Origin of the sequence: Yersinia sp. Marseille-Q3913 (genome assembly GCF_963892745.1) — a bacterium.
Classification (GTDB): Bacteria; Pseudomonadota; Gammaproteobacteria; order Enterobacterales; family Enterobacteriaceae; genus Yersinia; species Yersinia bercovieri.
This window is the reverse complement of record NZ_CAWQAF010000088.1, coordinates 123,033-149,249: the sequence shown is the minus strand read 5'-3', so window position 1 is coordinate 149,249 and position 26,217 is coordinate 123,033. Positions and strand designations below refer to the sequence as shown.

Below are 26,217 nucleotides of genomic sequence, written 5' to 3'. Positions count from 1 at the left end.
GGCACGCTTCCCCTTCGTTCAGCAATAGCCATCAATCAACCCGGAGCATACCGCGTCCGGGCGACTTAATTACTGTGCCGTAGTGGGTGTCGGCGGTGCCGTCTCCGCGGCACTCACCACCGGCACGGCATCCTCAGGCACCACGGTATGCGGCGTCATAATCGCGTTATACGCCTCCTGCAACCCCTTCACATTCACTTCCGGCTCGCCTTTCGGTTGCGTCAGAATCAGCGTGGTATCTTGCGATAGCTGCTGCTTCAACTCCTGATTAAGTGCTGCCAGAGTCAAGCCCGACAAGAATGCCTGCCGAAGCTTCTGATACTGCTCTGGCGCGATATCAACCACGCCACTCTGTTGTGAACGCAGCCGTTGGCTCATCAGAATGTCGGTATCGGTTCGGGCATAGGTGGCAAACAGCTTGCTGAGCTGATCATTTTTCTGCGCCATCAATGCATCAAACTCCGCCTGACTCAGGCCATTGGTGCGTAATCCAGCCAGTTCGCGGGCAACAAAACTCATACCCGGCGTCAGATTCTCGGTCGGCGTATTCAAGTGAATAGCACATTGAGCGCGCTGATACTGCACCCGACAATCAAAGCCCAGCTTCAGGTTCTTCTGATCGCTCTTATTCAATACTTGTTGGATGTGCCAGAACAACGCCTCACGCGCCAAATCGCTGCGCCAGTAGCGGCTCAATGCGACGGAGTCCTGAATCGGGTGCCATGGGGTATCCCACATCAGTGATAAGGTATCTTGCGTTGCCTGTTCACCCATCAAGCTCACAGGTTCTGGCGGCAGTGGCGCTAACATTGCCACTGGCGCGGGTGTCGTGCGCTTCCCTTTCAGCTCCGAGAAGGTTTTGCTGATTTGGGCGGCGATACTGCGGCTATCCACATTCCCCACCACGTATAGCGTCATGGCGTCCGGGGTATACCACTGCTGATAAAACTGTTTTAGCTTCTCGACATCGACCGGTTGCACCACGGGCTGACCCGGATCATGCCCAATCAACGAAGAGCCTTTCAGCCGATAACGCCACCAAGGTTCCTGAATATTTTGCGGGAAAGTGGCAATCGGATCGCTCGCGCTATTGAGTGCGGCATTAACGGTTTGCTCATTTACAGCCAGTTTGCCACTGGTATCAGATAACCAGGCCAGCGCTTCCTTCATCAGGTCAGGGCGGTTATTGGGTAGGCTAAGGCTATATAAGGTGAAATCATAAGATGTAATGGCCGGTGGCAACGGGCGCTCGTTATCGACCCCTTGCTGCCACAACGACTGAAGTTGGGCGGGCGTAAAGCTCACGCTGCTCATTAATGCCAGACGTGGCAACAGATGGGCAAAGCCAACTTGCTGCGCACTTTCTGATAATGAGCCAGTATTGACGACCAGACGTAACTCGATCCGATCGCTTGGGCGCTGTGGCGTTGCCAACAGCTGCCATGAAAACCCGTTTTCTAGCTTCCCCTGCTGCCAGGCAGGATCGGGTTGTAGTGCTTCAGCCTGCACATTACTGCTGGCGGCGGCCAACAATAATCCACCAACTATGAGACGAATTCTGGTGCCCTGCATGTGAACCCCTACTTAATAATCTATCCAATTTTAACCCTTCTTACTCGAAGCCACAGTAGTGTTAGCGGCCCTCCTTGACATGGGTCAGTGCATCGCTGACGGCCTACCTGCAACGCCAATTACCTTGGGTATAAACAATACAATTTTACGTAAGTCACTGTTTCACGTGAACGGCCAATGCTTAGCATATCAGCGACCAACGCCATATATCGCAGCTATAAAGAGATGCATAAACCATCCAGCTTGCAAAAACAGGTCGCTATGCCGGCATTTTTGGGCTAAAAATCAACGGTCATCGCCACCGTGAAAACTGGAGGTGGGAGTGTACCATTCTGTTAGACCGCGTGCTTTTGCGGATGTCACTCATCAGAGTAAAAAATAGTCTCTAAAGAGTAATTAATACCAGAAAACAGGGATGGGGGACTCATTTTACGGAAGTACCGCCAGTGACAGCGAGCCACTGGCGGTTTTTATGTGAATTATCTGAAACTCGATTACCCGCCGATTAAGAAGAAGAGACAGTGCCCTTCATCTCACTATTCGGGGGAGTTTTATTGGATAGCACGGCTTGCAACTGATCGTTATCCAGCTGGTTGCACCATTTGGCAACCACGATGGTTGCAACACCATTACCCACCAAGTTAGTCAGCGCACGGGCTTCTGACATAAAGCGGTCGATACCCAGAATCAGTGCCAACCCAGCCAGAGGCAAGTGCCCTACCGCAGAAATGGTGGCGGCTAACACAATAAAGCCACTGCCGGTCACCCCTGCCGCCCCTTTCGAAGAGAGCAGCAGCACCACTAATAATGTTACCTGATGAATCACATCCATATGGGTGTTCGTGGCTTGCGCGATAAATACCGCCGCCATAGTCAGGTAAATAGAGGTGCCATCAAGGTTAAAAGAGTAGCCGGTCGGGATAACCAAACCGACCACGGACTTCTTACAGCCCGCCTTTTCCATCTTATCCAGCATCCGCGGTAACACGGATTCAGATGATGAAGTCCCCAACACGATCAGCAACTCTTCTTTGATATAGCGGATAAACTTGAAGATATTGAAGCCGTTGAATTTTGCAATCGAGCCAAGCACGACCACCACAAACAGGATACAGGTGGCGTAGAAGCAGATGATCAACTGACCCAGTTGCACCAGGCTGCCCACGCCATATTTACCGATAGTAAAGGCCATGGCACCGAAAGCCCCGATTGGTGCTAAGCGCATGATCATATTGATAATACCGAAGATAACGCGGGAGAAACTCTCAATAACATTGAAGATGATTTGGCCTTTTTCACCCAGACGGTGCAGGGCAAAACCAAATAACACAGCAAACAGCAGCACTTGCAGAATATTGCCGCTGGCAAAAGCCCCCACCACACTGCCGGGAATGATATCAAGTAAGAACGGCACAATCCCTTGCTGCGAGGCTTGCTCGGCATAAAGTGCAACCGCTTTGGCATCCAGTGTCGCCGGGTCGATATTCATACCTGCACCGGGTTGCACCACATTCACAATCACCAACCCAATTAGTAGCGCAATGGTGCTGACAATCTCAAAATAGAGCAAGGCGATCGCGCCGGTACGGCCAACGGCCTTCATACTTTCCATACCCGCGATGCCCGTCACGACGGTACAAAAAATCACGGGTGCGATAATCATTTTAATTAGTTTAACAAATCCATCACCCAATGGTTTCATCTGAGCGCCGAGGTCAGGGTAAAAGTGACCTAACAAGACGCCTAGTGTAATCGCCGTTAACACCTGAAAATAAAGACTTTTAAATATTGATGCTTTCATAACTATGTCCTTTTGAAGAAATACACGGCAGCCTGTAGCTTTGTTCTCAGTGATGATTGAGTGACACTTCTTTTTTATCCGTGCTTGCGCGGAAAATAACACCCCCATAACAATATGGAAATTATTAGTTGCACTGGATTGCACCCTTCGCTCGAAATTAAGAACTGAAACGCTTCAAGCGAACGCAACAAGAGAAATACAGTGAGATCAACCAGACAATTAACTAAGAATGATTAATAGTGATAATGAATAAAAAAGCGGCAATTAACAGGGTGAGCGGGAAAACGCTGAGGGTTTTGCTGCACAATTTCTGCAATCAATAATAGAAGTGGCTCGCATTTGGGATGGGAGACAAAAAATCAAAAAGGCGAAAATCGTGCCGCACAGCCCCAAAGGAAAAGCACGGCATGATGCTCAGACATTGCAGCGGGTAATTAACAACCGAGGGTGATGCCATACTGTTCGCGATAGCGATGCACAGCCGCCAGATGATCAGCCATTTCCGGCTGCTCTTCCAGATAACTGACCACATCACTCAGGGTAACAATAGAGATCACTTTGCAATGATAATCACGCTCAACTTCTTGAATCGCTGAGATTTCACCACGGCCACGCTCCTGACGATCCAATGAAATCATCACACCTGCCAGTGTCGCGCCTTGCGCATTAATAATCTCCATTGATTCACGAATTGCAGTACCGGCGGTTATCACATCATCAACCAGCATGACTCGCCCTTGTAACGGGCTGCCCACCAGACTGCCGCCTTCACCGTGGTTTTTCGCTTCTTTGCGGTTAAAGCAGTAAGGCACATCCCGCTCATGATGTTCTGCCAAAGCAACGGCGGTGGTGGTTGCGATCGGAATACCTTTATAGGCTGGCCCGAATAAAAGATCGAACTCCACGCCACAATCCATTAATGCAGCCGCGTAGAAACGCCCGAGTTTTGCCAGATCAAGCCCGGTATTAAACAACCCTGCATTAAAGAAATAGGGGCTGATTCGCCCAGACTTCAGGGTAAACTCGCCGAACTTCAACACCTGCTTGTTAAGCGCAAACTCAATAAACTCGCGCTGATAGGCTTTCATGGGGACCTCTCCTCTCCAGATTGTGACTGCTTTCGTTAATCACTTAGATTATTCATTAGGTGCCTCAAATTGCAGGCAAAAAAAAGGCGACTACCGAGTCGCCTAAATCAATTACTGCGCTAACGCCGCCTTCTGCGCCTGGAAGATAGTCTCTATTCCCCCTCGGGCCAAAGCCAGCAACGCCAATAACTCTTCGTGACTAAACGGCTCGCCTTCAGCGGTGCCCTGCACCTCAATCATCCGGCCATCTTCCATCATGACGACATTCATATCAGTTTCTGCCGCAGAGTCCTCTACATACTCCAGATCACAAAGGGCCTCTCCCTTCACGATACCGACAGAAACCGCAGCAACCAGCCCTTTCATCGGGTTAGCTTTTAATTTGCCGCTGGCAACCAACTTATTCAGCGCATCAGCCAGCGCCACACAAGCCCCACTGATTGAAGCTGTACGGGTGCCGCCATCAGCCTGCAAAACATCGCAGTCTAAAGTAATGGTGAACTCGCCCAACTTCTTCAGATCCACTGCCGCACGCAAAGAGCGGGCGATCAGGCGCTGGATCTCCAACGTACGGCCGCCTTGCTTGCCTTTCGCAGCTTCGCGGGCATTACGGCTATGGGTGGAGCGTGGCAACATGCCATATTCGGCGGTAATCCAGCCCTGGCCCTGCCCTTTTAGAAAGCGCGGGACACCCTCTTCAACCGTGGCGGTGCACAATACTTTGGTATCGCCAAACTCAACCAACACTGAACCTTCAGCGTGTTTCGTGTAATTACGGGTCAGGGTTAATGGGCGGACTTGTTGTGCTGCTCGGTCTGCTGGACGCATGGGCTTTCTCCGGCTTTAAATCGATATTGGTCGCGCATTATACGGCCTTAGTGATGTAATGCCTATCCTGCCCGCGCCTCGGAGGCTATAATCCCTGCATCTTTTCTTTATTAAAACGGGTACGCACAATGATCCGCAGCATGACCGCCTACGCCCGGCGTGACATTAAGGGTGAATGGGGCAGCGCAGCTTGGGAGCTGCGTTCCGTTAACCAACGCTATTTAGAAACTTATATTCGCTTACCAGAACAGTTCCGCAGCCTGGAACCGGTCATTCGCGAACGTATCCGCAGCCGCCTGACTCGCGGCAAAATTGAGTGCAACCTGCGCTTTGAACTGGACGCCACGGCACAAAGTTCGCTGATCCTGAACGAAAAACTGGCGAAACAGCTGGTTGAAGCGGCGAACTGGGTCAAAATGCAAAGTGATGAAGGCGAGGTCAACCCGCTTGATGTTTTGCGCTGGCCGGGCGTGATGTCGGCAGAAGAGCAGGATCTGGATGCCATCAGCACTGAACTGATGCAGGCGCTGGATGTGACCCTTGATGACTTTATCATCTCCCGCGAGACCGAAGGTGCGGCATTAAAAACACTGATCGAACAGCGCCTTGATGGCGTGAGTGCGGAAGTGATTAAAGTCCGTGCACACATGCCCAACATTTTGCAGTGGCAACGTGAGCGGCTGCTAAACAAACTGGAAGAAGCGCAGGTCCAGCTGGAAAATACCCGCCTGGAACAAGAGCTAGTGCTGATGGCACAACGTGTCGATGTCGCCGAAGAGCTGGATCGTCTCGAAGCGCACGTCAAAGAAACGCACAATATTTTGAAGAAGAAAGAAGCCGTTGGCCGCCGCCTTGATTTTATGATGCAAGAATTCAACCGCGAGTCGAATACGCTAGCATCAAAATCTATCAATGCCGAGGTCACTAACTCAGCCATTGAGCTGAAAGTGCTTATTGAGCAAATGCGCGAACAGATTCAGAACATCGAGTAACTTCTCACCGCATTTCAGTACGTCGCAAAATGCCTTTAAAGCCCGTAACTTACGGGCTTTCTTTATCTCAACACATCACATATCATTCCATGAAATTTCACTAAATCCATGTACCAAGCTATGTACCATTTCACTCTTTGGTACATCTACATTTGGTACACAGGAAAGGCTCAGCGTGGATACATGGGAAAGTTAACAGATTTACAAATTAAAGCATGGTTAAAGGCTGGAGAACGCTTTGAGGGCCGCTCAGACGGCAATGGACTATATCTTTGCTACCGAGAGAGTTTCGCCTCACCTAAATGGCGTTTCCGCTACCGTTTCGCAGGTAAAGCACGGGCTATGTGGATCGGTTCTTATGCCGAGCTATCACTGGCCAAAGCGCGTGAAACAATTAAGTTACTGTCGGCTCGTGTTTCTTTGGGTTACGACGTGGCTGGAGAAAAGAAAGAGCGTAAGGCTGATGCACTAGCAAAGATCGAGTCTGATAAGAATGCGTTGTTGGTTTCTCATTTAGCTACGGAATACTTTGAACGCCAGATATTAGGCCGATGGAAACACCCTGATATCCTCCGCCGTCGGATTGATAAAGACATTAATCCGAACATTGGCCACTTAAAAGCCGATGAAGTAAAACCCCGCCATATTGACGATATGCTGCAAAACATCCTCGCCAGAGGTGCACCAACAGTGGCCAACGATGTACTACGCTGGACGCGACGAATATTTAACTATGGTATTAAGCGCCACATCCTTGAAGTGAACCCCACAACTGCCTTTGATATATCCGATGCTGGCGGGCAGGAAAAGGCCAGAGAGCGCTATTTAGATACTGGTGAGCTAGAGCAGCTATTTGCTGCAATGAGGCTAGCAAAAGGTTTCAGTATCCAAAATGAGCTAACAATGAAATTACTCTTATTACTCTGCTGCCGGAAGATGGAGCTATGTGCAGCTAGGTGGGAAGATATTGATTTAGAAAATGCCATATGGCACCTAACTGGCACCAAGAACGGCGACGCTATCGATATTCCACTCCCTCCAGTGGCCATAACATGGTTCCAACAGCTTAAAGACATGTCATTTAGTAGTGAGTGGGTTCTGCCTGCCCGAAAAATGCAAAACCGCATGATTCCCCACATAGCAGAGAGCACGTTGCCTGTAGCCTTAGCCAAAGTAAAAACACAGATGCAGGGTGTAGAGAATTTTACTGTTCATGACTTCCGACGAACAGCCCGGACTCATCTGGCATCTTTAGGCGTTGATCCTATCGTTGCAGAAAGATGTTTAAATCATAGAATTAAAGGGGTGGAAGGGATTTATAATAGACATCAGTATTTGGACGAACGTAGAAAAGCCTTAACTTTATGGGCAGATAAATTAGTGAAATTAGAATCGGAGGAACGAGATAGCAAATGAAAAGCTTCCAAAAAATGAATGAGTTTGAAAGGGTTGCAACTCTCCCCTCAATCACTATCGATGAAATAGCTAAGTGCTTGGTTGGGCTATCTCCGACCTTATTAAAAAGAGATATAGATACAGAAAAACTAGAAGTTATTTCTCATATAAAAATGAGACTTAAAAGAACCTTAGAGGAAGTATTCAAAGCTAATAACATCGAGAGAATAACAAAATATACTGATTATATAGCTTCTCCGCACCCCGTAGATGACAGTGAAAAGATTTCATCAGATCTTATTTTCTCAATTGGATATAATTGTCTTGATGCCGATGAAACCCCTGAGGCTATAATTGAAAGATGCAGTATGGCTGTGCAAAATATTGCAATAATAAATAAAAACAATAAGTTACTTTCTTTTATTGGTGGTGAAGCGGAAAAACTCGGCCTCCAAATAATAAAAAATAACAGAGGTGCATATAAAAAAGATGAGGAGCTATTTAATGTAAATAAATTACTTGGGATAACATTAACTTTATTAGCCAAAGAAAAATATGAGCAAAACAATGCAAAATGGATTAAGAAAGGAGATGTTATTTGCGTTGAACATATCAAAGAAATGATTGATCTGTATATTCAAGAAAATGATATCTCAACCAATGGCCTACGAGCATCCTCTCTTCGAGCAAAACTTAAATCGGCCTTAAATGCCATATATAACTAGTTATGTATCAGCTAAACATCTAGTAAGGTTTGGCTGATACATAAAAATCCATCATAAAGTTGCCTTTAATTGCCTTTAATTGCCATCAGTTGCCATTCACTAATATTCACTTGTATCCCACCTCACTAATTCGTACTAAAAATAATTAATTCATATATTTCAATAAATTAAAAAACAACCCATTTGTGCTTTTTTAATGGAATTGTGAACATTTCAATGGAAAATGTATCAATTTAATGGAATTCCATTCTTGATGGAAAACTAAGATTGTGTCAGGTAATCTCACCTCATCGCTTACCCATCAAGGAGTTACAAGATTGATGAGACATGAAAATACAACACATGGCTCTTTACCCGCAGCAGGGTTTGTCCGGCAAAAGGCATTGATGCCCTGCTTACCGTTTTCCCCTGCAACATTATGGAGACGGGTATCAGCGGGTACATTCCCTAAACCAGTAAAGATATCAACCAGAATTACGGCATGGAAAGTAGATGAAATTTGGGAATGGATTGAATCACAACAACATCATTAATAATGTAATAAAGGCGACCAAGTAGATCGCCAATATAATATACAAATAAAATCTAAATAATAATATTTAGCCTTTTGGTTCGATGCCTCGCCGCTTTAATTCTTGCCTTGCGAGATCTTTTATCCAATTGGCGAGACTAACATTATCTTTACCTGCCTCAGCTTCTAATTGTTCTTTAAGCTCAGGCGTAATTCGCATTTTGAACTGTGGAGATTGACCGCCCCCTTTAGGGCTTCTATCTCTCGTTGTAACTGTTGACAAGTGGCCACCTATTGGATTACTGTTAACTCGTTAGGTGGCCACCTTACCATGATGTCCCCTAAAAAAAAAGCAGCCTCAATCAGTATTCGCAGTACCAATTGAGGCTTAACCATTAACGAAACAGAGAGCAACGCCATGGCTACATCAAAGTGTACCTACATCTTTGCGGCAATCAACCGCACACAACGGAAAATACGCCCGCTCATGCTGCGGATCACCGCCTGTAATGAGACTACCGCCCGCCGCCAGTTGGCCGGTGACTATATCTTACTGTTTGCTGGTCGTTTGCCGGTAAGAGCAGGCTCCCATGACTGAACTCCCTGAATACGGCGAATGTTATCGCCACAAAGAGGGCTGGACGGTGCGTATCGTGAACCTGAAACTGGCTTCCGAGCAGACCCAGCGCCAAAACCCTGAATTTCGTTATGAAGTCGTTTTTAACTATGACCTCACTACGCAATATTCCTCCATGCCGTTAACGTGGTTCGCCAAGGTATACAGCAAAATAGCTGATGCGCCGGAACGTGACCCGATAACAACACTCAATATCAGTAAAGGATTATTGCTGCACAAGTCCGTTAAATATATTTACCCGAAAAAGCCTTATTCAGAACGCCGTCCGGCGGAAAAGAGCGAGGAACATTATTCACACTTTCTCTAACCGGCATAAATAACGGTAACGAATTCTCACTTTCTAAAACGGACTCTATTATGACAATGCAACAATATGAGCATAACGCTGCTCAGGGCCGCCCTTTATCTGAAACTCAGGTTTTGAATAATCATCTGGCCTACGGAATACCGGAAGATGATTTCTTTAAATTAACCCGCGCCAAAAATGCCAGCGCATTATTAGCCGCCCTACTGGCGAACCATTTTGATTCATCTGCCTTTCCCGGCATGTTGCCAGTGAAAGAAGTCTCCGCAATGGTCGATTATCTGTATGAAGACCTGATAGCCGTCACCCAAAGCTGTGCATTACTGTCTAGCGGGGTGCAATCATGAATCTGAATAACACCTCCTGTATTCCCCTTGAAGTGCGCACCGCGCTTTATCGCCGTGCCGTGGCGCAAGCCTATCTGGATACCTGTGTGTCCTACGGCGTCGCACTCACCATGAATATTGATGAGCTGCAAATGGTGATAGCCGAAAACGTGGAAGTCTATTTTATGACACGCCACGGCCCTGAGAGCGGGATGGAAGCTGCCTGCTGCATGCTGGAAGACATGGTGCTGCCGGACATTCTGAATGTGGCTCCGCGCCTGACGCTGTTGGGGGAAACCATGATGGATGAGCTGTGCCGGGCGTACATCAAAACGGCCAATATGCCGGTCACACTGCACTGAGGGGGACACGATGGCACAGAATTTTGTATCGGATATTACCGCCGCCGCCCATACGCGCTGGCCGGTTGTCCTGCCCTTGCTGGGTATTGTCGTTCCGGCCCATGGTCAACACGGCGCTTGTCCGCACTGTGGCGGTTCAGACCGTTTTCGTTTTGATGATCGGGACGGGCGCGGGACATGGATTTGTAACCAGTGCGGGGCCGGTGACGGGCTAGATTTGGTCAAACTGGTCAACGGGTTGACGGCCGGTAAAGCGGCCCATGAGGTGGCACAGGCGCTGCAATTACCCCAAAGCCAACAGCCGCCCGCCAGAAAAGAAGCAGCCAAACCCATACAACCGGTAGCCGAGACTGTTGCGGCCTTGCTGGCAGGCTGTGTGCGGGGTGAAAGTGACTATCTGACCGGTAAAGGGTTGTTGGAACATCCTCACCGCCTGACCACGCAATTGAAGAAAAGCGGTGGGATTGATTTCCCGCCCGGCTCACTGGTACTGCCGCTGACCGATATCAGTGGCACCGTGACCGGCGCGCAACTGGTTTCCCCCTTGGGAGACAAGCGCCTGTTGCCGGGTACGGTGCTCAAAGGGGCATTTGTTGCCCTTGAATCCGAGCTGGATAGCCCGCCACAGGTCATTATCACCGAGGGCTATGCCACCGCCCTGACCGTGGCACAACTCACTGACGGCGTGGTGATGGCAGGCATTGCGGCCAGTAACCTGCAGAACGTGGCGTTGGTTATCCGGGCGAAGTGGCCAGAAGCGCGCATCATTCTGGCCGGAGACAATGATTTTGATGATGGCAAGGTCAACACCGGCAAAGTGTGGGCGGAGAAAGCAGCCAAAGCCGTGGACGGTTGGGTGACGCTCCCCCCGACCCGTTTTAAAGCCGACTGGAATGACTATCTGCGGGATAACGGCACCGAACGGGCCAGAGAAGCGTTCCGGGAAGAACTGGTGCAACTGGGGAAAGACAAGGCCAAATTGCCACAAGGCTTTCGGCTAACGCAGGAATATTTGTGGTTCGATAAGCAGGTACAAAAATCAGACGGCGATACTGAAATCCGCAATATCAAAATCTGTAACCCGCTCAAGGTGTCGGCCATTACCTGCGACGCGGACGGAGGGAACTTTGGCCGCCTGCTGGAATGGGAGGACACTTACGGGATTTGCCGTAAATGGGCGATGCCGATGGAAATGTTAAGCGGCAGCGGCGAAGAGCTGCGGCGGGTGCTGCTGGTCAACGGTCTGTCGTATATCAGCACCACCGGCGAGGCCCGCGCCCGGCTGATGGAATACATTTCTCTGTGTAAACCAGAGCGCAAAGTCACCTGTGTGAACAAAACCGGCTGGCATGGCGGGGTCTATGTGTTGCAGGACGAGGTGATTGGTGAGGGGGCCGACGGGGTGATATTGCAGACGGCCAGCGTACAGGGACGGGATTTTCGGGTAGCGGGCAGCCTTGATGAGTGGCGCGAGCATATCGGGCGCTACTGTATCGGTAATTCCCGCGTGGCCTTTGCGGTCAGTCTGGCGTTTGCGGCTCCGCTGTTGCGTCTGGTGGGGATGGACGGCGGCGGTTATCACCTGAAAGGCGAATCCACAGACGGCAAGACCACCACCATGAAAGCGGCCACCTCCGTGTGTGGCGGGCCGGATTACTGGCACACATGGCGCTCAACCGGTAACGCACTGGAGGGCACCGCCAGCCGTCGCAACGATGCCGCCATGATGCTCGATGAAATACGCGAGGTGGATGGCCGTGAAGCAGGCAATATTGCCTATATGCTGGCAAACGGACAGGGCAAAGGCCGGGCCGGGACTGACGGCGAACTGCGCGCCCGCAAACAGTGGCGTATGTTGTTTTTCTCCACCGGCGAATTGTCACTGACCGAACATGCCGCCCGCGCCGGTGAGCGCACCTTTGCCGGGATGGAAGTGCGGATGATCCAAATCCCCAGTGACTCAGGCAAGTTTGGCGTCTTTGAAGCGTTACACGGCTTTGGTAGCGGTAAAGAGCTGGCCGAACATTTTGAGGGGGCAACAGCCAGTTTCTACGGTACGCCGTTCCGGGCATGGCTCAAGGCACTGACCGAAGACCTGAACGGCATGACCACACAGGCGAAAGCCCTGCTGAAAACTTACACCCGTGAGCTGATGCCTGTAGAGGCCGGGAATCAGGTAGGCCGGGCCATTAACCGTTTTGCCCTGATTGCGATGGCGGGCGAGATGGCAACCCGTTGCGGTCTGACCGGCTGGCCGGAGGGGGAAGCCTTGCGGGCCACCCGAGTGTGTTTGCAGGCATGGATAGGGGAACGCGGTCACAGTGCCAATCAGGAAGACGCCGCCGCCCTCGAGCAAATACGCAGTTTCTTCACCGCCAATCAGTACAGCCGTTTTGCCGACTGGCATGACGAGCGTAACCGGCCCTCGAACATGGTGGGCTTTCGTAAGGTGGACAAGGGCAATAATACCCGTGAGGCCGTCACCACGTTCTATGTGTTGCCGTCGGGCTGGAAAGAGGTGTGCAAGGGGTTTGATGCCAAAAAAGTCGCGCAACTGTGTGTCACGGCGGGGTATCTGCTGGTATCGAAAGACGGGAAGACACAAACCACCGTCCGCCTGCCAGAGATGAATCCCAAACGGATATACGTCTTTAACAGCGAGGTGGTGGGCTAATCCTTTACGTGAGTCTTATCTTTAAGGTGTAACAAGGGTAACAGGTGTAACAACGCTGATTTCATTGAGAAAAGCCTGTTACACCTTTTTCTTCTGTCGGTGTAACAGGTGTAACAAACCGGCACGATAACGACAGTGTTACACCACGTTACACCGGGTGTTACACCTGATGATTTTAGAAAAATACTGATATATCAATACTGTAACACCCGTTACACCTGTTACACCCCCAAAGGGATACACCGTTTCTCATTCAGGTCAGTTCAGGGCTTCTTTCTGGCTGGCCGGTCAGTTAGCAGTCCGTCAAGGTGTGGGTGCGTATCGCGGGAACCTGTTGGGTGAAATGCTGCTTATTTCCCGTAAACGTCACTTCTTCTGGTGAAGCGGTCACCTGCAAGGTTCCGGCCCGCTGACTGAATCCCTCAATTGCCTTATCAGTAGGGTTGCTCAGGGCTGACAGTAGCGCGTCCGAAAGGAATTGTGCTTCATGGCGTTCCAGTGTGAAAAACTTCTCTCCAACGGTCACATTAATCATGGTTCTCTCCTGTTAATCAGAGTCGCTATTGTGTCGTAATCGATGAATGGCACAACGGCGTGTTGTTGTGTCAGCGCTGGGACAACGGGCATCGGTTGAGCTGTTGTGTGTGGATTTGCACAATGGCGACATCCCGATGAGAACGGAGCACAACCATGAGCCAGACAGCAGAACACCCGATTACCCCGGCACTGAACAGCTATAAAGCAGCGAAAGCCGAACACCTAAAGAATGAAGCAACCTACGAAGACATTATTGCGTCCATTGCCCGCAGTCAGCAAAAGCAGCGCGACGCCGAAAACCAGAGCCAACAGGCTGACGGCAGTTGGCGCAAATTGTTTCGCAGTCTGCGCGGTGAAATGACGGATGAGCTTCAAACCGAACATATCCGCCGGATTTCACAGCGGGAGCTGGCACAAGAATTCGGACATCTGATTGAAGAGCTGGAGTTGGATAAAGATTACACGTCACTGCAATTATGTGCTTCTGCAAGACCGTATAAAGACACGCATAGAGTAGCGTTGATGGAATATGCGAGGCTGGAAATGTCTGCTGCGATGAAAACCCTATCACCCGAACTCATCCGGGCAGCGAAAATAATGGTAACTGCGAACGAACTCTACACTGACTCATCATCGACGAAGGCACTGGGTACACTGACAGCGACTCTTCTTTCATTAGCGGGGCTTTATTCGTTTGATATGGAGAAAGAATCGATATTAGCCGAACTCACACTGCAACAACCACAACCGGGTTATGTGGACTCTGACTTAAACAATAGTCCGATAAAACGTGCGCGATTATTCAATAAAGTAAAAGAGAAACGCGAAAAACTGAACCCAACCGGGGAGCCGTCAACATGATGCGTTGCCCGGTATGCAGACACGCTTCTCATACTCGTTCCAGCCGCTATTTGTCGGAACAGACCAAAGAAGTTTATTACCAGTGCCAGAACCTTGATTGTTCCTGCACCTTTAAGACAGTCGAAAGCCTCGACAAAATTATTACCCGGCCACCGGCGCAGGAAATCCCTGCCCCGGTAGTGATCCCCCCACCGGTAAAACGCCATACCCTAGGACGATATGGCGACGCATTCAGACACGGATAACAGAATCATGGCAACCTTTCCCCGCCCTCGTGCGGGGCTTTTTTTGTCTGCAATTTAGTGATGGCGCTCACCGTTTGAGGCTTTATTTCTGGCTGGCGAGACTAAAAAGGGGGGTGCATGCCTAGAGTGCATGGATCTGCATGCAGAATACCCCCCTTAAAACCCTGTGCAGCCCCAGTGTTGGCGCGGTTTGATGGTCTGCATGCAACTGCATGAAAAGCGACCTGTAAAGCGCGCAGGCGTGGCGGGGATAGCATTGCGCGCAGAGGTGTAATGACGAAAAGCGTTAGTATGTAAAACCAGTATGACAAACAATAGCCTAACCACTTGAGACTTTTTTAAGAAAGACGTTTTTGTAAAATCAGCGTCACCATTAAAAACACTACATATGGTAACTATTCATAGTCATAATACTAAATATAGAGAGTTAATAATATTTAAGTGCACAACCTTGATAAAACTTTTTTTTTGGCGTAAACATTAAAGGAGTACATTGATAAAAGATTGATTTTAAGTATAATCGTGCGGCCTTTGCTTTATGCAATGTTAAGGAAAGAAAATGATTTACTTATTAAAGATGGTTGATAATCAGAAAAAAAACGTGGGGCAGAATAGTTCCATGGATAATGATGCATCTTTAAATAAAGTTGAAAGTTTAACTGAACGCAGAAAGTCAATATTACAAAATAAAGCACGTGAAAAAGTTTTATTAGCCTCTTCGAAACTGAATTGGTAATAAAGAATATAATAATAATAAATTCCGACATAATAGTTAAGTTGGATAAATATCTATAATTATTTTTACACCAGATTATTATTAAAATTTACTTTATATTTATATCTGGAGCAAACACATGGCAGATTCAGCCGAGAACATCATTCCTGTCGTATGGGAAAAAAAAGAAAACACTGACAGTATTAATGACATCAAGGGACGACGTTCCCAAGAACTTATTATAGGTTTATGCGGAGCAATTGGCTCAGGAATTAAAACACTTAAAGAACAAACCATTGTTTGCCTACAACAAAATGGTTATCATGTTGAACATATTAGAATAAGTGATTTAATTTCTACTTTCTCCAAAGTTAACACTTCTACATTAAACAATTTCGACCGCTATAAAACTCTTCAAGATTTAGGTGACAACCTTAGAGAACAGCATAAGAATTTCATTTGTGCTGAATTGGCAATTCTTCGGATTCAAGAACTTCGTGAGGAAGTGTACGGAAAAGACAGTCCTGAACTAACAAAAAACACGAAGAAGACGGCTTATATAATTGATCAAATAAAACACCCTTCAGAAGTTGAGCTATTCACTCAAGTTTATAAAAATAACTTCTACCTTGTAGGATTACTTCGAACTGTAGCAGAACGCATTCAAAACCTAAAAGACGAAAGCATTCGTGAAGATAATATTCAAACAATTATCGAAAGAGATAGAAAATCATCACATAAATATGGCCAACAAGTTGAAGAAACATTACAACTAGCTGATTACTTTATTAAAAACCTTGATACTGAAGTCATGAAGAAATCAGTTCAGCGGTTTATAGATTTAATACATAGTGCCAGCAACATCACTCCATCTAAAGATGAGTCCGGCATGTACTCTGCCTACTCTGCGTCTTTAGGCTCTGCATGTCTATCTCGGCAAGTAGGAGCCTCTATAATGGATGTTTCTGGAAATATCATTGCTACTGGGCGAAATGATGTACCACAATTTGGTGGCGGACTTTATACTTCTGAAAGTGTTAAAGATCGAAGATGTTTTAATAAAAATGGCTGTCATAACGACAAACATAAAGCTCTTCTAAAGAACGAAATAAAAAGCATATTACAAAAATTTAAATTACAAGACCCCGATCAAGTTGCTGAAGCGATAATGAAAGAAACCAAAGCTAAGTATTTAATAGAATACTCGCGAGCTGTGCATGCAGAAATGGATGCCATTGTTTCTTTAGCTAGAAATACGAATATGGGAACAACAGGTAATACATTATATTGTACTACATATCCTTGTCATGTTTGTGCTCGCCATATAGTAGCAGCGGGGTTGCGGCGTGTAGTATATATAGAACCATACGAGAAGAGCCTCGCTTTACAACTACATGATGATACGATATGTCAATCAGATCAAACCCCCTCTCCTGATAAGGTCTTGTTTGAAAACTTTGAAGGTGTCGCGCCAAAAAGGTATGCGAAGTTCTTCGGCTTCAATAGAAAAAGAAAAGATGCTCAAGGTAAACCAATTACATACCGCATAGAAAATTCTTTCCATGTTGATACACAATATCTTGATAGTTATGGTGATTATGAGTCTAAAGTAATCAGTAATTTAAAAACTAAACTTGATTTATAGGGATGCTTGATCTTGGTGCGTACCAAAGTGCGTACCAAATTATAAGATAATTAAAATAAACCCATAAATTACATAAAGTTAACTTACTGTAATTATTAAGATCCAAAATATCGATTAACTTCTCACCGTATTTCAGCACGTCGCAAAAAATTTCTAATACCAAAAATTAAGTTGCACCTCAAATGTTGGATAACAACCTGACATTTAGAGGTGCACTCTTATGATTTTTCATCGCCACAATCTCCCCGCTTACCTTGCCGGACCGCTGGTTTTAACTGGTAGTGGAGGTTTTGTTCATAGGTGAATATGTATTCATAAAACGCAAAGGTAATTTGAGTGCTTTCCGGGCGCTCAAAAATAAGAATCCGTGAGATTGCTAGTCGCTAACACTCAATCTAATATTGTGAAAGATAAGTTGGTAAAAGGAAATCATCATGTTTAAGTGTCGCGGTTTAATCGCAGTATTGGCAGCTATTATCTCTCTTTCCATGTTTGCAACACCGGCACTGGCAAATCCGGGTAATGGCAACAGTGGTGGTAACCATGGCAATAGCGGCAATCATGGGAATAGCCAAAAAGGTAACGCTAGCCAGAAAAATACCCCGTCAGCTGATCATCGTAAAAACTATGGTAAACCTGATCATGTTGACTCAGATATTAACTATAACTTAGCCCGCAATCTGGCAGTTAACTTCGGCCTGACGGGTTATCAATCATTGCCGCCAGGCATAGCGAAAAATTTGGCCCGCGGGAAACCCCTTCCTCCAGGCATTGCAAAGAAAAGTGTTCCTGCTTCCATGCTGGGGCAGCTCCCTTATTACCCAGGATATGAGTGGAAGATGATGGGTAATGATTTGGTGCTTATCGCATTGAGCACTGCCGTCGTAACGGCAATCATTAACGGCGTTTTTGATTAGTATCAAAATTGCCCTGGCTTTCAGGGCAATTTATTAAGCACTTATTTATATTGTTTGCCAAATGCATCAATAACCCTTTCGCCATCTTCTTTGGTAAACACACCTTTTTGTGGTTCAGGCAATATTTCAAGCACTATTTCTGAAGGGCGACATAGTCGTGTTCCCTGTGGGGTAACAACAATCGGGCGGTTAATCAGAATAGGATATTGCAACATAAAATCGATTAACTGATCGTCCGTAAACGGGTTTTCTGCCAGCCTTAGCTGTTCATAAGGCTCAACATTCTTACGCAATAAGGCCCTGACACTTATTCCCATATTAGCAATGAGCTTTACCAGCTTATCGCGGCTCGGGGGTGTTTCGAGATAATAAATAACTGTTGGTTCGACTCCACTATTGCGGATGAGTTCTAACGTATTACGGGATGTACCACAGTCTGGATTGTGATAAATAGTAATGTTGCTCATATCAGTATCTCATTACAAATTGAAAGAGAGGCGCAATGCCAGCATAAGCAGAGTCATGACAATCTCAATGCCATCATAGCGTCGATATCACCAAATAATCATCAACATTCATTATGTTTTAATGATCTGCTTCGGATATATGCCCCCGACTGTGCCTCTACATAGGTAGAAACCTGTAGAACGCAGTCTACCCAAATGGATCATTACCTTTTTAAATATTCGATTATAAAAAATTATGTTGAGTCACAGAGAGTTTGGAAAACTATTTTGTTTGGCGGAAGATCACAGGAGTCGAACCTGCCGAGGACCGCTGGCGGCCCCATCTGGATTTGAAGTCCAGCCGCCCCACCGGGGACGATGATCTTCCATAGATATGCATTATCTAAGTCGGTGATTATAGCGCGTTTATTGTATGGCACTATCCATTCAATAGATATGGTGAATAAGTAGTTCTATTGCATTAACGGCAGTCAGTCAGCAGTGGTGCTGTCGCCAGGTAAGTGCAGCCTGTTACCAGACTGCACTTATATCCAGCTCTAAAGGGGTCAGGCCGATATGACTCTCAACGCAATGCCTGAAGAATATTATAGGCAGCTTGTACGCGGACAGGATTAGGGTAATTCTTGTTAGCCAACATCACTATGCCAATATTCTCCTCTGGGATGAAGACAATATAAGCCCCAAAACCATTGGTAGCACCGGTCTTATGCACCCAAGATGCCCGTATCGCAGGGTGTGGTGGCTGCAATTCCTCAGCTTTACGCGGTTTCAACGCAATATCATTGCCACTGTCGGCAATGACTCCCTGTGGATTGATAGGCCAGTTATACATTTCCCACCCCAACCCTTGGAACATCTCTCCCACTTGGAAATAGCGAGACTGGGCCGCGATGAGCGCTCTCTTTAACTTATCGTTTTCAGCAGGCAAGCTGTCTGGGCTCATATTGGCCTGCATAAATCTCACCATATCTTGCGAGGTGGATTTCACGCCATAGGCTTCTTCACCCAACATGCCTAATGTGACACGTACTGGCTGACCATCCTTATATCCCCATGCATAGTTTGACTGCATCGACTCAGGGACAGTGATAAAAGTATGTTTCAGTTTTAATGGCTGGAACACATTTTTCATCATGTAGTTTTCAAATGTTAACTGACTTTTTTTCACCGCCAGCGCACCAAATAAGCCAATGCTGGCATTGGAGTAATTGCGCATTACCCCTGGAGTCCATTGTGGCTGCCATTGTTGATAATATTGCCATAATGATTGCTGGTCGGTCACCGAATCGGGGAGTTGAAGAGGAAGCCCGCCCGCAGTGTAAGTCGCCAAATGCAACATTTTCACTTCTTTCCACTGATTTCCTGTTAGCTCAGAAGCGTATTCCGTCACAGGATCATTAAGGTTCACCATTCCGGTTTGCACCGCATACTCCCCGGCAACTCCGGTAAAGGTCTTACTCACCGAACCGAGCTCAAACAGGGTATTTTCTGTTACTCGGCGGCCTGTTTTTATATCCGCGACGCCATAGTTAAAAAATTGCGGCTTGCCGTCATAAAATACAGCGACGGCCATACCGGGAATATCCTGTTCTTTGAGCAATGGCGTAAGGGTGTTATTAACGATAGCTGCAACCTGTTGTTCCGTCAGTATTGTTTGTGCTGAGGTACAAAGTGGGGAGGTTGTGATAGCGGCTAAGACCAAAGTAGTGATTATAGACTTTTTCATCATTGGGGATCTTCCATAGACTGGTAAATGACACGCAGTGTGGCTCCTTCTGCGGCACAAATTCTGCAAGGATTGACTATCGATAACAATCGATTATATTTGGCATTTAATAATAGAAAATCTAACAGATAAGCCTATGGTACGCAGCTATATTCCGTTAAATGCACTTCGTGCCTTCGAAGCTGCGGCCAGACAGTTAAGTTTTACTAAGGCTGCTATCGAATTAAATGTTACCCATGCAGCAATAAGCCAGCAGGTCAAAGCGCTGGAACAACGCCTCAACTGTCGCCTCTTTATTCGTATTTCACGCGGATTAGTGCTAACAACGGAAGGTGAGAATCTACTCCCCATCCTTAACGACTCCTTTGATCGGATAGCTGACACCCTAGACCGTTTTTCTGCTGGGATGAAATCTGAGAGAGCCGAATCGCGGTGACAGATTCTGCTGTATTAACGGGATCACTCAGTGGCTATTTCTTTACCGCGGCTCGAAAGAGCTAATAGCTCACTTCGCCATATTTATCGCGATGCTCTTTCGGGGTGATGGAATAGCCTTTTTTGAATACCGAATAGAAATATTGCAGCGACGGGTAACCGCACATTTGTGATATTTCATTGATAGGCAGCGAGGTAGCGGCCAGTAAATTGCGCGCTCTATCGAGTTTTTCTTCATGAATAACGCCATGGATCGTCTGCCCGATATCGTCTTTAAAGCGCTTTTCCAAGTTCGAACGCGACATCCCTACCGCATCCAGCACCTGCTCCACCTTAATCCCCTTGCAGGCGTGATGGCGAATGTAGTGCATTGCCTGAATGACAGCCGGATCACGTAGCGAACGAAAATCTGTTGAACGACGGGCAATGACTTTCACTGGGGGAACCAGAATGCGCTGCAACGGTGGGGCCTCTTGCTGTTTCTGGCGTTGGTTAAGGCGTTGATGTAACAACTTAGCCGCCCGATAGCCCATTTGCCGCGTCCCTTGCGCAACAGATGAAAGTGCCACTCGCGATAAATAGCGGGTTAACTCTTCATTATCAATGCCAATAACACTCAGTTTTTCTGGTACGGCAATATCCAGATGCTCGCACACTTGCAATAAATGGCGCGCTCGCGCATCCGTCACGGCGATAATCCCCGTCTGGTGCGGCAAGGTTTGTACCCAATCCGCCAGCCTATTTTGGGTGTATTGCCAGTTCGCCGGCGCGGTGGCCATACCTTGATACACCACCCCTTGATATTGCTCCGCTGCCACTAATTGGCGGAATGCATATTCCCGCTCCTGCGCCCAGCGCTTATCACTGCTGGCCGGTAGCCCGTAGAAAGCGAAACGGTTTAAACCCTTCTCTTTCAGATGCATAAAAGCGGCTTCGACCAAGGCCCGGTTATCGGTCGCAATATAATCGACCGGCGGATACTCTTCCGGTTGATGATAAGAGCCGCCGACCCCGATGATAGGGACATCGACATTCACCAGCAGTTGCTCTATCTGCCGATCATCAAAATCAGCTATAACGCCATCACCCAGCCAATCACGGATGTTATCAATACGGCAGCGAAAATCCTCTTCAATAAAAATATCCCAGTCGCACTGCGAAGCCTGTAAATACTCGCCGACGCCTTCCACTACTTGCCGGTCATACACTTTATTAGCGTTAAACAGCAAGGTTATCCGGTAGCGTTTCTCAAACATGGGAGTGGCTCCTGAAATGGATGGGGTATTAAAACGGAATTCGCAGAGAGATCAATGCAGTATGGCACTGAACTCTCTGCTGCGGGATAGGGTTAAACCCGGCGTTTAGTGGCGGAATCCATCCACACGGCCAGCAGCAAAATCGCGCCTTTGACAATGTACTGCCAGAATGTCGGGACATCTAGCATACTCATCCCATTGTCGAGAGAAGCCATGATAAATGCGCCCATCACCGCACCGGCCACACTGCCGATCCCACCGGCAAGACTAGTGCCACCAATCACACAGGCGGCAATGGCATCCAGTTCAGCAATATTACCCGCCGAAGGTGAACCGGCCCCCAGACGTGAGCTGAGAATCAAACCGGCGATAGCGACCATCAACCCATTGATCGCAAATACTGCCAGTTTAGTGCGCTCGACATTCACCCCTGATAAACGAGCGGCATCAATATTGCCGCCAATGGCATAGATCCGGCGGCCAAATGCCGTGCGGGTAGCCATAAATATCCCTGCCAACATCAACGCCGTCAGAATCAATACCGGAGTAGGAACACCGCGATAATCATTCAGTAAATATATTGCACCAAGAACAATAATGGCGGTAATTGATTGGCGGGTGACATCCCCTTGTGGCGCGGCGACAGGCAAACCGAGCCGGATTCGGTGACTGCGGCGATGCCACTGCCAGGCGACAAACAGCATCAGCCCAATCGCGCCGATACCGAACCCAAGACCATTGGGCAGATAACTTTGACCAATCTGCGACATGGCGTTACTGGTGGGCGACACCGTCGTGCCGTTGGTGATGCCAATCAAAATGCCGCGAAAAGCCAACATTCCCGCTAGGGTGACAATAAATGAGGGCACTTTGCGATATGCCACCCACCAACCATTCCATGCCCCAAGTACCAGCCCTAAACCCAGCGTGACCACAATGGTCAGGGGCAGCGGCCAGCCAAGCCACACGTCAAAAATCGCCGCAATTCCGCCTAGCAACCCCATCATTGAGCCGACGGATAAGTCAATTTCCGCTGAGATAATGACAAATACCATGCCGACGGCGAGGATACCGGTGATAGCCGTCTGGCGCAGCAGGTTCGAGATATTTCTGGCGCTGAGATAGGCCCCTTCGGTGGTGAATGTGAAAAACAGCATAATAATGGCGATAGCCGCCAACATGACGAAAACTTGCAAATTAACTGATTTTAGCCGAAATAGCGGCTTTTTAGCGCCATTTTCCGGCGCATTGACTTCTGATTGATTAGCTTGCGACATGGGTTTCACTCCTGAGTGCGGCTTCCATGACCTTTTCTTGAGTCAGGTTCTGGTTAATGAGATCGGCTTTGATGCGCCCCTGATGCATGACCAGCACCCGATCACTTAATCCCAAGACCTCCGGCAGTTCAGAGGAAATCACAATGACCGCAATCCCCTGTTGGACCAATTGATTGATAAGTTTATAAATTTCATATTTTGCGCCAATGTCTATGCCGCGCGTCGGTTCGTCGAGGATCAAAATCTGTGGGTTCAGTAACAGGCATTTAGCCAATATGGCTTTTTGCTGATTGCCGCCACTGAGGCGGGCGATTGCCAACTCTGAAGAGGAGGTTTTCACCTTCAATCGCGCCAGAGAGTGCACAATCGTCGATTGCTCTTTAGCATCATCCAGCACGCTAAAAGCACCGGTAAAATCATCCAGCGCCGCTAGGGTAATATTGGCCCCAACCCCCATCACCGGCACAATGCCATCTTTTTTGCGGTCTTCCGGCACCATCGCGATACCCAGCTTCATGGCTTGCTGGCAATTGCTGATGGTGACGGCTTTGCCATCAATAAAAATCTCGCCCTGCCAGCGGCCCGGATAGACACCAAACAGGCATTGCACCGTTTCTGTGCGGCCCGAACCGACCAATCCGGCCACCCCTAAAATCTCGCCCCGTTTCAATGAGAAAGAGACGCCATCTACCCGACGAATATGGTGGTTTACCGGATGCCAGGCGCAGAGATTTTCTACCCGCAAAATTTCCTCACCGATATGGTGCGCTTCGTGAGGGTAGAGCTCTTTCAGTTCGCGGCCCACCATCATGGCAATAATGTCATCTTCACTCATCGTCGCCGCAGGGCGAGTGCCAATATGACGACCATCGCGGATCACACAGATATGATCCGAGATGGCTTTCACTTCATTCAATTTGTGCGATATATAGATGCAGGCGATGCCGTGATTTCGCAGGTCACGAATAATATCCAGCAAAATGGCCGTTTCGCTCTCCGTCAGTGAAGCCGTTGGCTCATCAAACACCAGCAGCCGCACTTGTTTATTCAGCGCTTTTGCGATTTCGACCAATTGTTGCTGCCCAAGGCCCAGTTCACCGACCAGTGTATGGGGATCGACCGCGAGCTTGACCTGCGCCAGCATCCGTTGACAGCGTAAATACATGGCGTCGTAATCCATGATGCCGAAGCGGCCCCATTCTGAGCCGAGAAACATGTTCTCCAGCACAGACATTTGTTTCACCAATGCCAATTCCTGATGAATTATTGCCACGCCCTTTTGCTCTGTTTCACGAATATTTTTGGCCTGAAGCGTTTCACCTGCAAAAATTATTTCCCCTTGATAGGAACCTGTGGGGTAAATACCACATAACACTTTCATTAGTGTGGATTTTCCCGAGCCATTTTCGCCGCATAATGATAATACTTGCCCAGCCTCCAGTGTCAGGCTGATATTATCGACTGCCTTAACGACGCCAAACTGCTTGGTGATCTCTTTCATCTCTAGCAGGTAGGCCATTGCTCCCTCCTATACCTTTTTAATTAAAGTTGCAGCTAACAAAGTTGCAACTTTAATTGTTTATGCTATATATGAAATAGCAGCAATTTTAATAAGTTGGAAAAATTAACCACTCATTAAAATTAGTAATAACATCGCAAAATAAGCTTAATCAGTAAATATCTGATTTTTTGTGGAATCCATCGGCGATAATTGTGCTATCAATATTATTTTTATCGACTTGAATCGGCGTTAATAAATAAGCGGGCACATCTTTTATGCCATTATTTAATTGGCTATTTGCTTTGGGTTGTTCACCTTTCCCCAAGCTCACGGCAATTTCTGCGGCGTCATTAGCTAATTTACTGATTGGCTTATATACCGTCATGGTTTGCGTACCTGCAACAATACGTTTTATGGCTGCCAAATCAGCATCCTGCCCGGAAATAGCCACTTTACCCGCCAAACCTTGCGCAGCTAATGCCTGAATAGCGCCGCCTGCGGTGGCATCATTCGACGCCACCACCGCATCAATCTTGTTATTGTTGGCCGTCAGCGCGTTTTCCATGATTTTCAAGGCATTTTCAGGTAACCAGGCATCAACCCACTGGTCGCCAACAATCTTGATTTTACCCTCTTTTATCAGTGGATTAAGCACGGTCATCTGCCCCTGACGGAACAACTTGGCGTTGTTATCCACCGGCGAGCCGCCCATCAAGAAGTAGTTACCTTGTGGCACCCGCTCAACCAGGCTTTTAGCTTGTAATTCACCCACTTTTTCATTATCAAATGAGATATAAAAGTCGATATCCGCATTATTTATCATGCGGTCATACGCCAATACTTTTATTCCTTCCCGTTTAGCTTCGGCGATCACGTTACTTAATACCTGGCCGTTATAGGGAATAATAACCAGCACATCAACACCACGGTTAATCATATTCTCAATCTGCGACATTTGTGTTTCTTCATTGCCGTTTGCTGATTGAACAAATACTTTAGCGCCGAGAGATTCAGCCTTGTTAACAAAAATATCGCGATCTTTCTGCCAGCGCTCAAGACGAAGATCGTCTATCGCCATACCAATTTTAATTTCTTTACTGAATCCTGGCTGACTAAACATCACCAGTGCGGCACATGCGGAGAGTAAAATGTTCTTAAATTTCATCTTTCGGTACCTTTCTTATTGTGCAAGCAGGGTAAGAGAAACGGTAAACATCAACTGCAATAGGGATTGTTGACGCTTATTTGCACATCAGCAATTACAGATTTTCGTCCGCCAATTATGTTTTTTGGTTTAATGTTAATTTTATGATAACGATCATGTTTTCTTCTCTGCAAAATGCATAATTCCACAGCGAGATGTTATCCGCACGATAAATATTAGCGATTTTTTATAATTAATCGGTTATTTATGAGATCT

General features: G+C 47.4%; 26 protein-coding genes, 1 tRNA gene and 1 pseudogene. 15 read left to right on the top strand and 13 right to left on the bottom strand.

From position 1 onward, the window contains the following. Positions 1-69 precede the first annotated feature (69 nt). From AACW11_RS19850 to rph, 4 genes are all read right to left on the bottom strand, one after another. Positions 70-1,572: a M16 family metallopeptidase gene (locus AACW11_RS19850; protein WP_212585286.1), complete on the bottom strand. Its 1,503-nt coding sequence runs from the start codon at positions 1,570-1,572 to the stop codon at positions 70-72. Positions 1,573-2,077: 505 nt separating this feature from the next. Beyond that, a complete protein-coding gene (locus AACW11_RS19845) occupies positions 2,078-3,373 on the bottom strand; it encodes a dicarboxylate/amino acid:cation symporter (RefSeq protein WP_212585285.1) in 1,296 nt (431 codons plus the stop codon). 434 nt (positions 3,374-3,807) lie between these two features. Beyond that, on the bottom strand, positions 3,808-4,461 hold the full coding sequence (gene pyrE / locus AACW11_RS19840; protein WP_212585284.1) for an orotate phosphoribosyltransferase: 654 nt from the start codon (positions 4,459-4,461) through the stop codon (positions 3,808-3,810). A gap of 111 nt (positions 4,462-4,572) precedes the next feature. Beyond that, entirely contained in the window at positions 4,573-5,289 is a 717-nt protein-coding gene (gene rph, locus AACW11_RS19835) for a ribonuclease PH (protein ID WP_004705100.1), read from the bottom strand. A gap of 128 nt (positions 5,290-5,417) precedes the next feature. Here rph and AACW11_RS19830 point away from each other — a divergent pair, with 128 nt between their 5' ends. The 4 genes from AACW11_RS19830 (at position 5,418) to AACW11_RS19815 (ending at position 8,934) form a co-directional block, all read left to right on the top strand. Then, entirely contained in the window at positions 5,418-6,281 is an 864-nt protein-coding gene (locus AACW11_RS19830; protein WP_212585283.1) for a YicC/YloC family endoribonuclease, read from the top strand. Between the two features lie 183 nt (positions 6,282-6,464). Then, the gene (locus tag AACW11_RS19825; RefSeq protein ID WP_049610195.1) at positions 6,465-7,697 is read left to right on the top strand and encodes a tyrosine-type recombinase/integrase; all 1,233 of its coding nucleotides are present in this window, start codon (positions 6,465-6,467) and stop codon (positions 7,695-7,697) included. Beyond that, positions 7,694-8,401 (top strand): hypothetical protein, encoded by a 708-nt coding sequence (locus AACW11_RS19820; RefSeq protein ID WP_049610086.1) that lies wholly within the window; start codon positions 7,694-7,696, stop codon positions 8,399-8,401. The genes AACW11_RS19825 and AACW11_RS19820 overlap by 4 nt, the downstream gene beginning before the upstream one ends. Before the next feature lie 320 nt (positions 8,402-8,721). Then, positions 8,722-8,934, top strand: a complete 213-nt coding sequence (locus AACW11_RS19815) for a helix-turn-helix transcriptional regulator (RefSeq protein ID WP_050879328.1) — start codon at positions 8,722-8,724, stop codon at positions 8,932-8,934. Positions 8,935-9,000: 66 nt separating this feature from the next. Here the strand turns inward: AACW11_RS19815 and AACW11_RS19810 are convergent, their stop codons facing one another. Next, a complete protein-coding gene (locus tag AACW11_RS19810) occupies positions 9,001-9,195 on the bottom strand; it encodes a toxin-antitoxin system HicB family antitoxin (RefSeq protein ID WP_025380023.1) in 195 nt (64 codons plus the stop codon). 135 nt (positions 9,196-9,330) lie between these two features. On the opposite strand from AACW11_RS19810, the gene AACW11_RS19805 reads away from it, so the two are divergent. Genes AACW11_RS19805 through AACW11_RS19785 form a run of 5 tightly spaced genes read left to right on the top strand, consistent with a single transcriptional unit; the run spans position 9,331 to position 13,215 of the window. Beyond that, on the top strand, positions 9,331-9,510 hold the full coding sequence (locus tag AACW11_RS19805) for a host cell division inhibitor Icd-like protein (protein WP_049610073.1): 180 nt from the start codon (positions 9,331-9,333) through the stop codon (positions 9,508-9,510). Further along, on the top strand, positions 9,503-9,856 hold the full coding sequence (locus tag AACW11_RS19800) for a hypothetical protein (protein ID WP_212585282.1): 354 nt from the start codon (positions 9,503-9,505) through the stop codon (positions 9,854-9,856). Before AACW11_RS19805 ends, AACW11_RS19800 begins: the two co-directional genes overlap by 8 nt. 50 nt (positions 9,857-9,906) lie before the next feature. Beyond that, positions 9,907-10,200, top strand: coding sequence for a hypothetical protein (locus tag AACW11_RS19795; protein ID WP_025380026.1), 294 nt, complete (start codon positions 9,907-9,909; stop codon positions 10,198-10,200). Then, a complete protein-coding gene (locus AACW11_RS19790) occupies positions 10,197-10,541 on the top strand; it encodes a DUF5375 family protein (RefSeq protein WP_025380027.1) in 345 nt (114 codons plus the stop codon). Before AACW11_RS19795 ends, AACW11_RS19790 begins: the two co-directional genes overlap by 4 nt. A gap of 10 nt (positions 10,542-10,551) precedes the next feature. Continuing rightward, the gene (locus tag AACW11_RS19785) at positions 10,552-13,215 is read left to right on the top strand and encodes a TOPRIM and DUF927 domain-containing protein (protein ID WP_212585281.1); all 2,664 of its coding nucleotides are present in this window, start codon (positions 10,552-10,554) and stop codon (positions 13,213-13,215) included. Between the two features lie 292 nt (positions 13,216-13,507). On the opposite strand, the gene AACW11_RS19780 is transcribed toward AACW11_RS19785, so the two are convergent. After that, positions 13,508-13,750, bottom strand: coding sequence for a hypothetical protein (locus AACW11_RS19780; protein ID WP_212585280.1), 243 nt, complete (start codon positions 13,748-13,750; stop codon positions 13,508-13,510). 155 nt (positions 13,751-13,905) lie between these two features. On the opposite strand from AACW11_RS19780, the gene AACW11_RS19775 reads away from it, so the two are divergent. The 5 genes from AACW11_RS19775 to AACW11_RS19755 all read left to right on the top strand — a co-directional run bounded on the left by AACW11_RS19775 (position 13,906) and on the right by AACW11_RS19755 (position 18,135). Further along, positions 13,906-14,613, top strand: a complete 708-nt coding sequence (locus AACW11_RS19775) for a hypothetical protein (protein WP_049610056.1) — start codon at positions 13,906-13,908, stop codon at positions 14,611-14,613. Further along, positions 14,610-14,858: an ogr/Delta-like zinc finger family protein gene (locus AACW11_RS19770; protein ID WP_072189332.1), complete on the top strand. Its 249-nt coding sequence runs from the start codon at positions 14,610-14,612 to the stop codon at positions 14,856-14,858. Before AACW11_RS19775 ends, AACW11_RS19770 begins: the two co-directional genes overlap by 4 nt. A 559-nt stretch (positions 14,859-15,417) precedes the next feature. Further along, the gene (locus AACW11_RS19765; protein ID WP_212585279.1) at positions 15,418-15,594 is read left to right on the top strand and encodes a hypothetical protein; all 177 of its coding nucleotides are present in this window, start codon (positions 15,418-15,420) and stop codon (positions 15,592-15,594) included. Positions 15,595-15,712: 118 nt separating this feature from the next. Continuing rightward, complete coding sequence (locus AACW11_RS19760) at positions 15,713-17,218, top strand: anti-phage dCTP deaminase (RefSeq protein WP_212585278.1); 1,506 nt, start codon at positions 15,713-15,715, stop codon at positions 17,216-17,218. Positions 17,219-17,652: 434 nt separating this feature from the next. Then, positions 17,653-18,135 (top strand): anti-virulence regulator CigR family protein, encoded by a 483-nt coding sequence (locus tag AACW11_RS19755; protein WP_212585277.1) that lies wholly within the window; start codon positions 17,653-17,655, stop codon positions 18,133-18,135. 41 nt (positions 18,136-18,176) lie between these two features. Here AACW11_RS19755 and arsC read toward each other — a convergent pair whose 3' ends face one another. The 3 genes from arsC to ampC form a co-directional block, all read right to left on the bottom strand. Next, the gene (gene arsC, locus AACW11_RS19750) at positions 18,177-18,602 is read right to left on the bottom strand and encodes a glutaredoxin-dependent arsenate reductase (protein WP_005273462.1); all 426 of its coding nucleotides are present in this window, start codon (positions 18,600-18,602) and stop codon (positions 18,177-18,179) included. Between the two features lie 272 nt (positions 18,603-18,874). Next, positions 18,875-18,969 (bottom strand) — tRNA-Sec (locus tag AACW11_RS19745). Positions 18,970-19,164: 195 nt separating this feature from the next. After that, the gene (ampC, locus tag AACW11_RS19740; RefSeq protein ID WP_212585276.1) at positions 19,165-20,331 is read right to left on the bottom strand and encodes a class C beta-lactamase; all 1,167 of its coding nucleotides are present in this window, start codon (positions 20,329-20,331) and stop codon (positions 19,165-19,167) included. A gap of 133 nt (positions 20,332-20,464) precedes the next feature. Between ampC and ampR the strand changes: the two are divergent. Beyond that, positions 20,465-20,749: pseudogene (ampR, locus tag AACW11_RS19735) on the top strand (LysR family transcriptional regulator AmpR); the annotation flags it as partial. Positions 20,750-20,825: 76 nt separating this feature from the next. Here ampR and xylR read toward each other — a convergent pair. The 4 genes from xylR to xylF all read right to left on the bottom strand — a co-directional run bounded on the left by xylR (position 20,826) and on the right by xylF (position 25,962). Further along, positions 20,826-22,019: a D-xylose utilization transcriptional activator XylR gene (gene xylR / locus AACW11_RS19730; RefSeq protein WP_212585275.1), complete on the bottom strand. Its 1,194-nt coding sequence runs from the start codon at positions 22,017-22,019 to the stop codon at positions 20,826-20,828. A 92-nt stretch (positions 22,020-22,111) separates the two neighbouring features. Next, positions 22,112-23,296, bottom strand: a complete 1,185-nt coding sequence (gene xylH, locus AACW11_RS19725; protein WP_212585274.1) for a xylose ABC transporter permease XylH — start codon at positions 23,294-23,296, stop codon at positions 22,112-22,114. After that, the gene (locus tag AACW11_RS19720; RefSeq protein ID WP_212585273.1) at positions 23,283-24,815 is read right to left on the bottom strand and encodes a xylose ABC transporter ATP-binding protein; all 1,533 of its coding nucleotides are present in this window, start codon (positions 24,813-24,815) and stop codon (positions 23,283-23,285) included. The genes xylH and AACW11_RS19720 overlap by 14 nt, the downstream gene beginning before the upstream one ends. Before the next feature lie 151 nt (positions 24,816-24,966). Continuing rightward, on the bottom strand, positions 24,967-25,962 hold the full coding sequence (xylF, locus tag AACW11_RS19715; RefSeq protein WP_004874977.1) for a D-xylose ABC transporter substrate-binding protein: 996 nt from the start codon (positions 25,960-25,962) through the stop codon (positions 24,967-24,969). Positions 25,963-26,217: the final 255 nt, after the last annotated feature.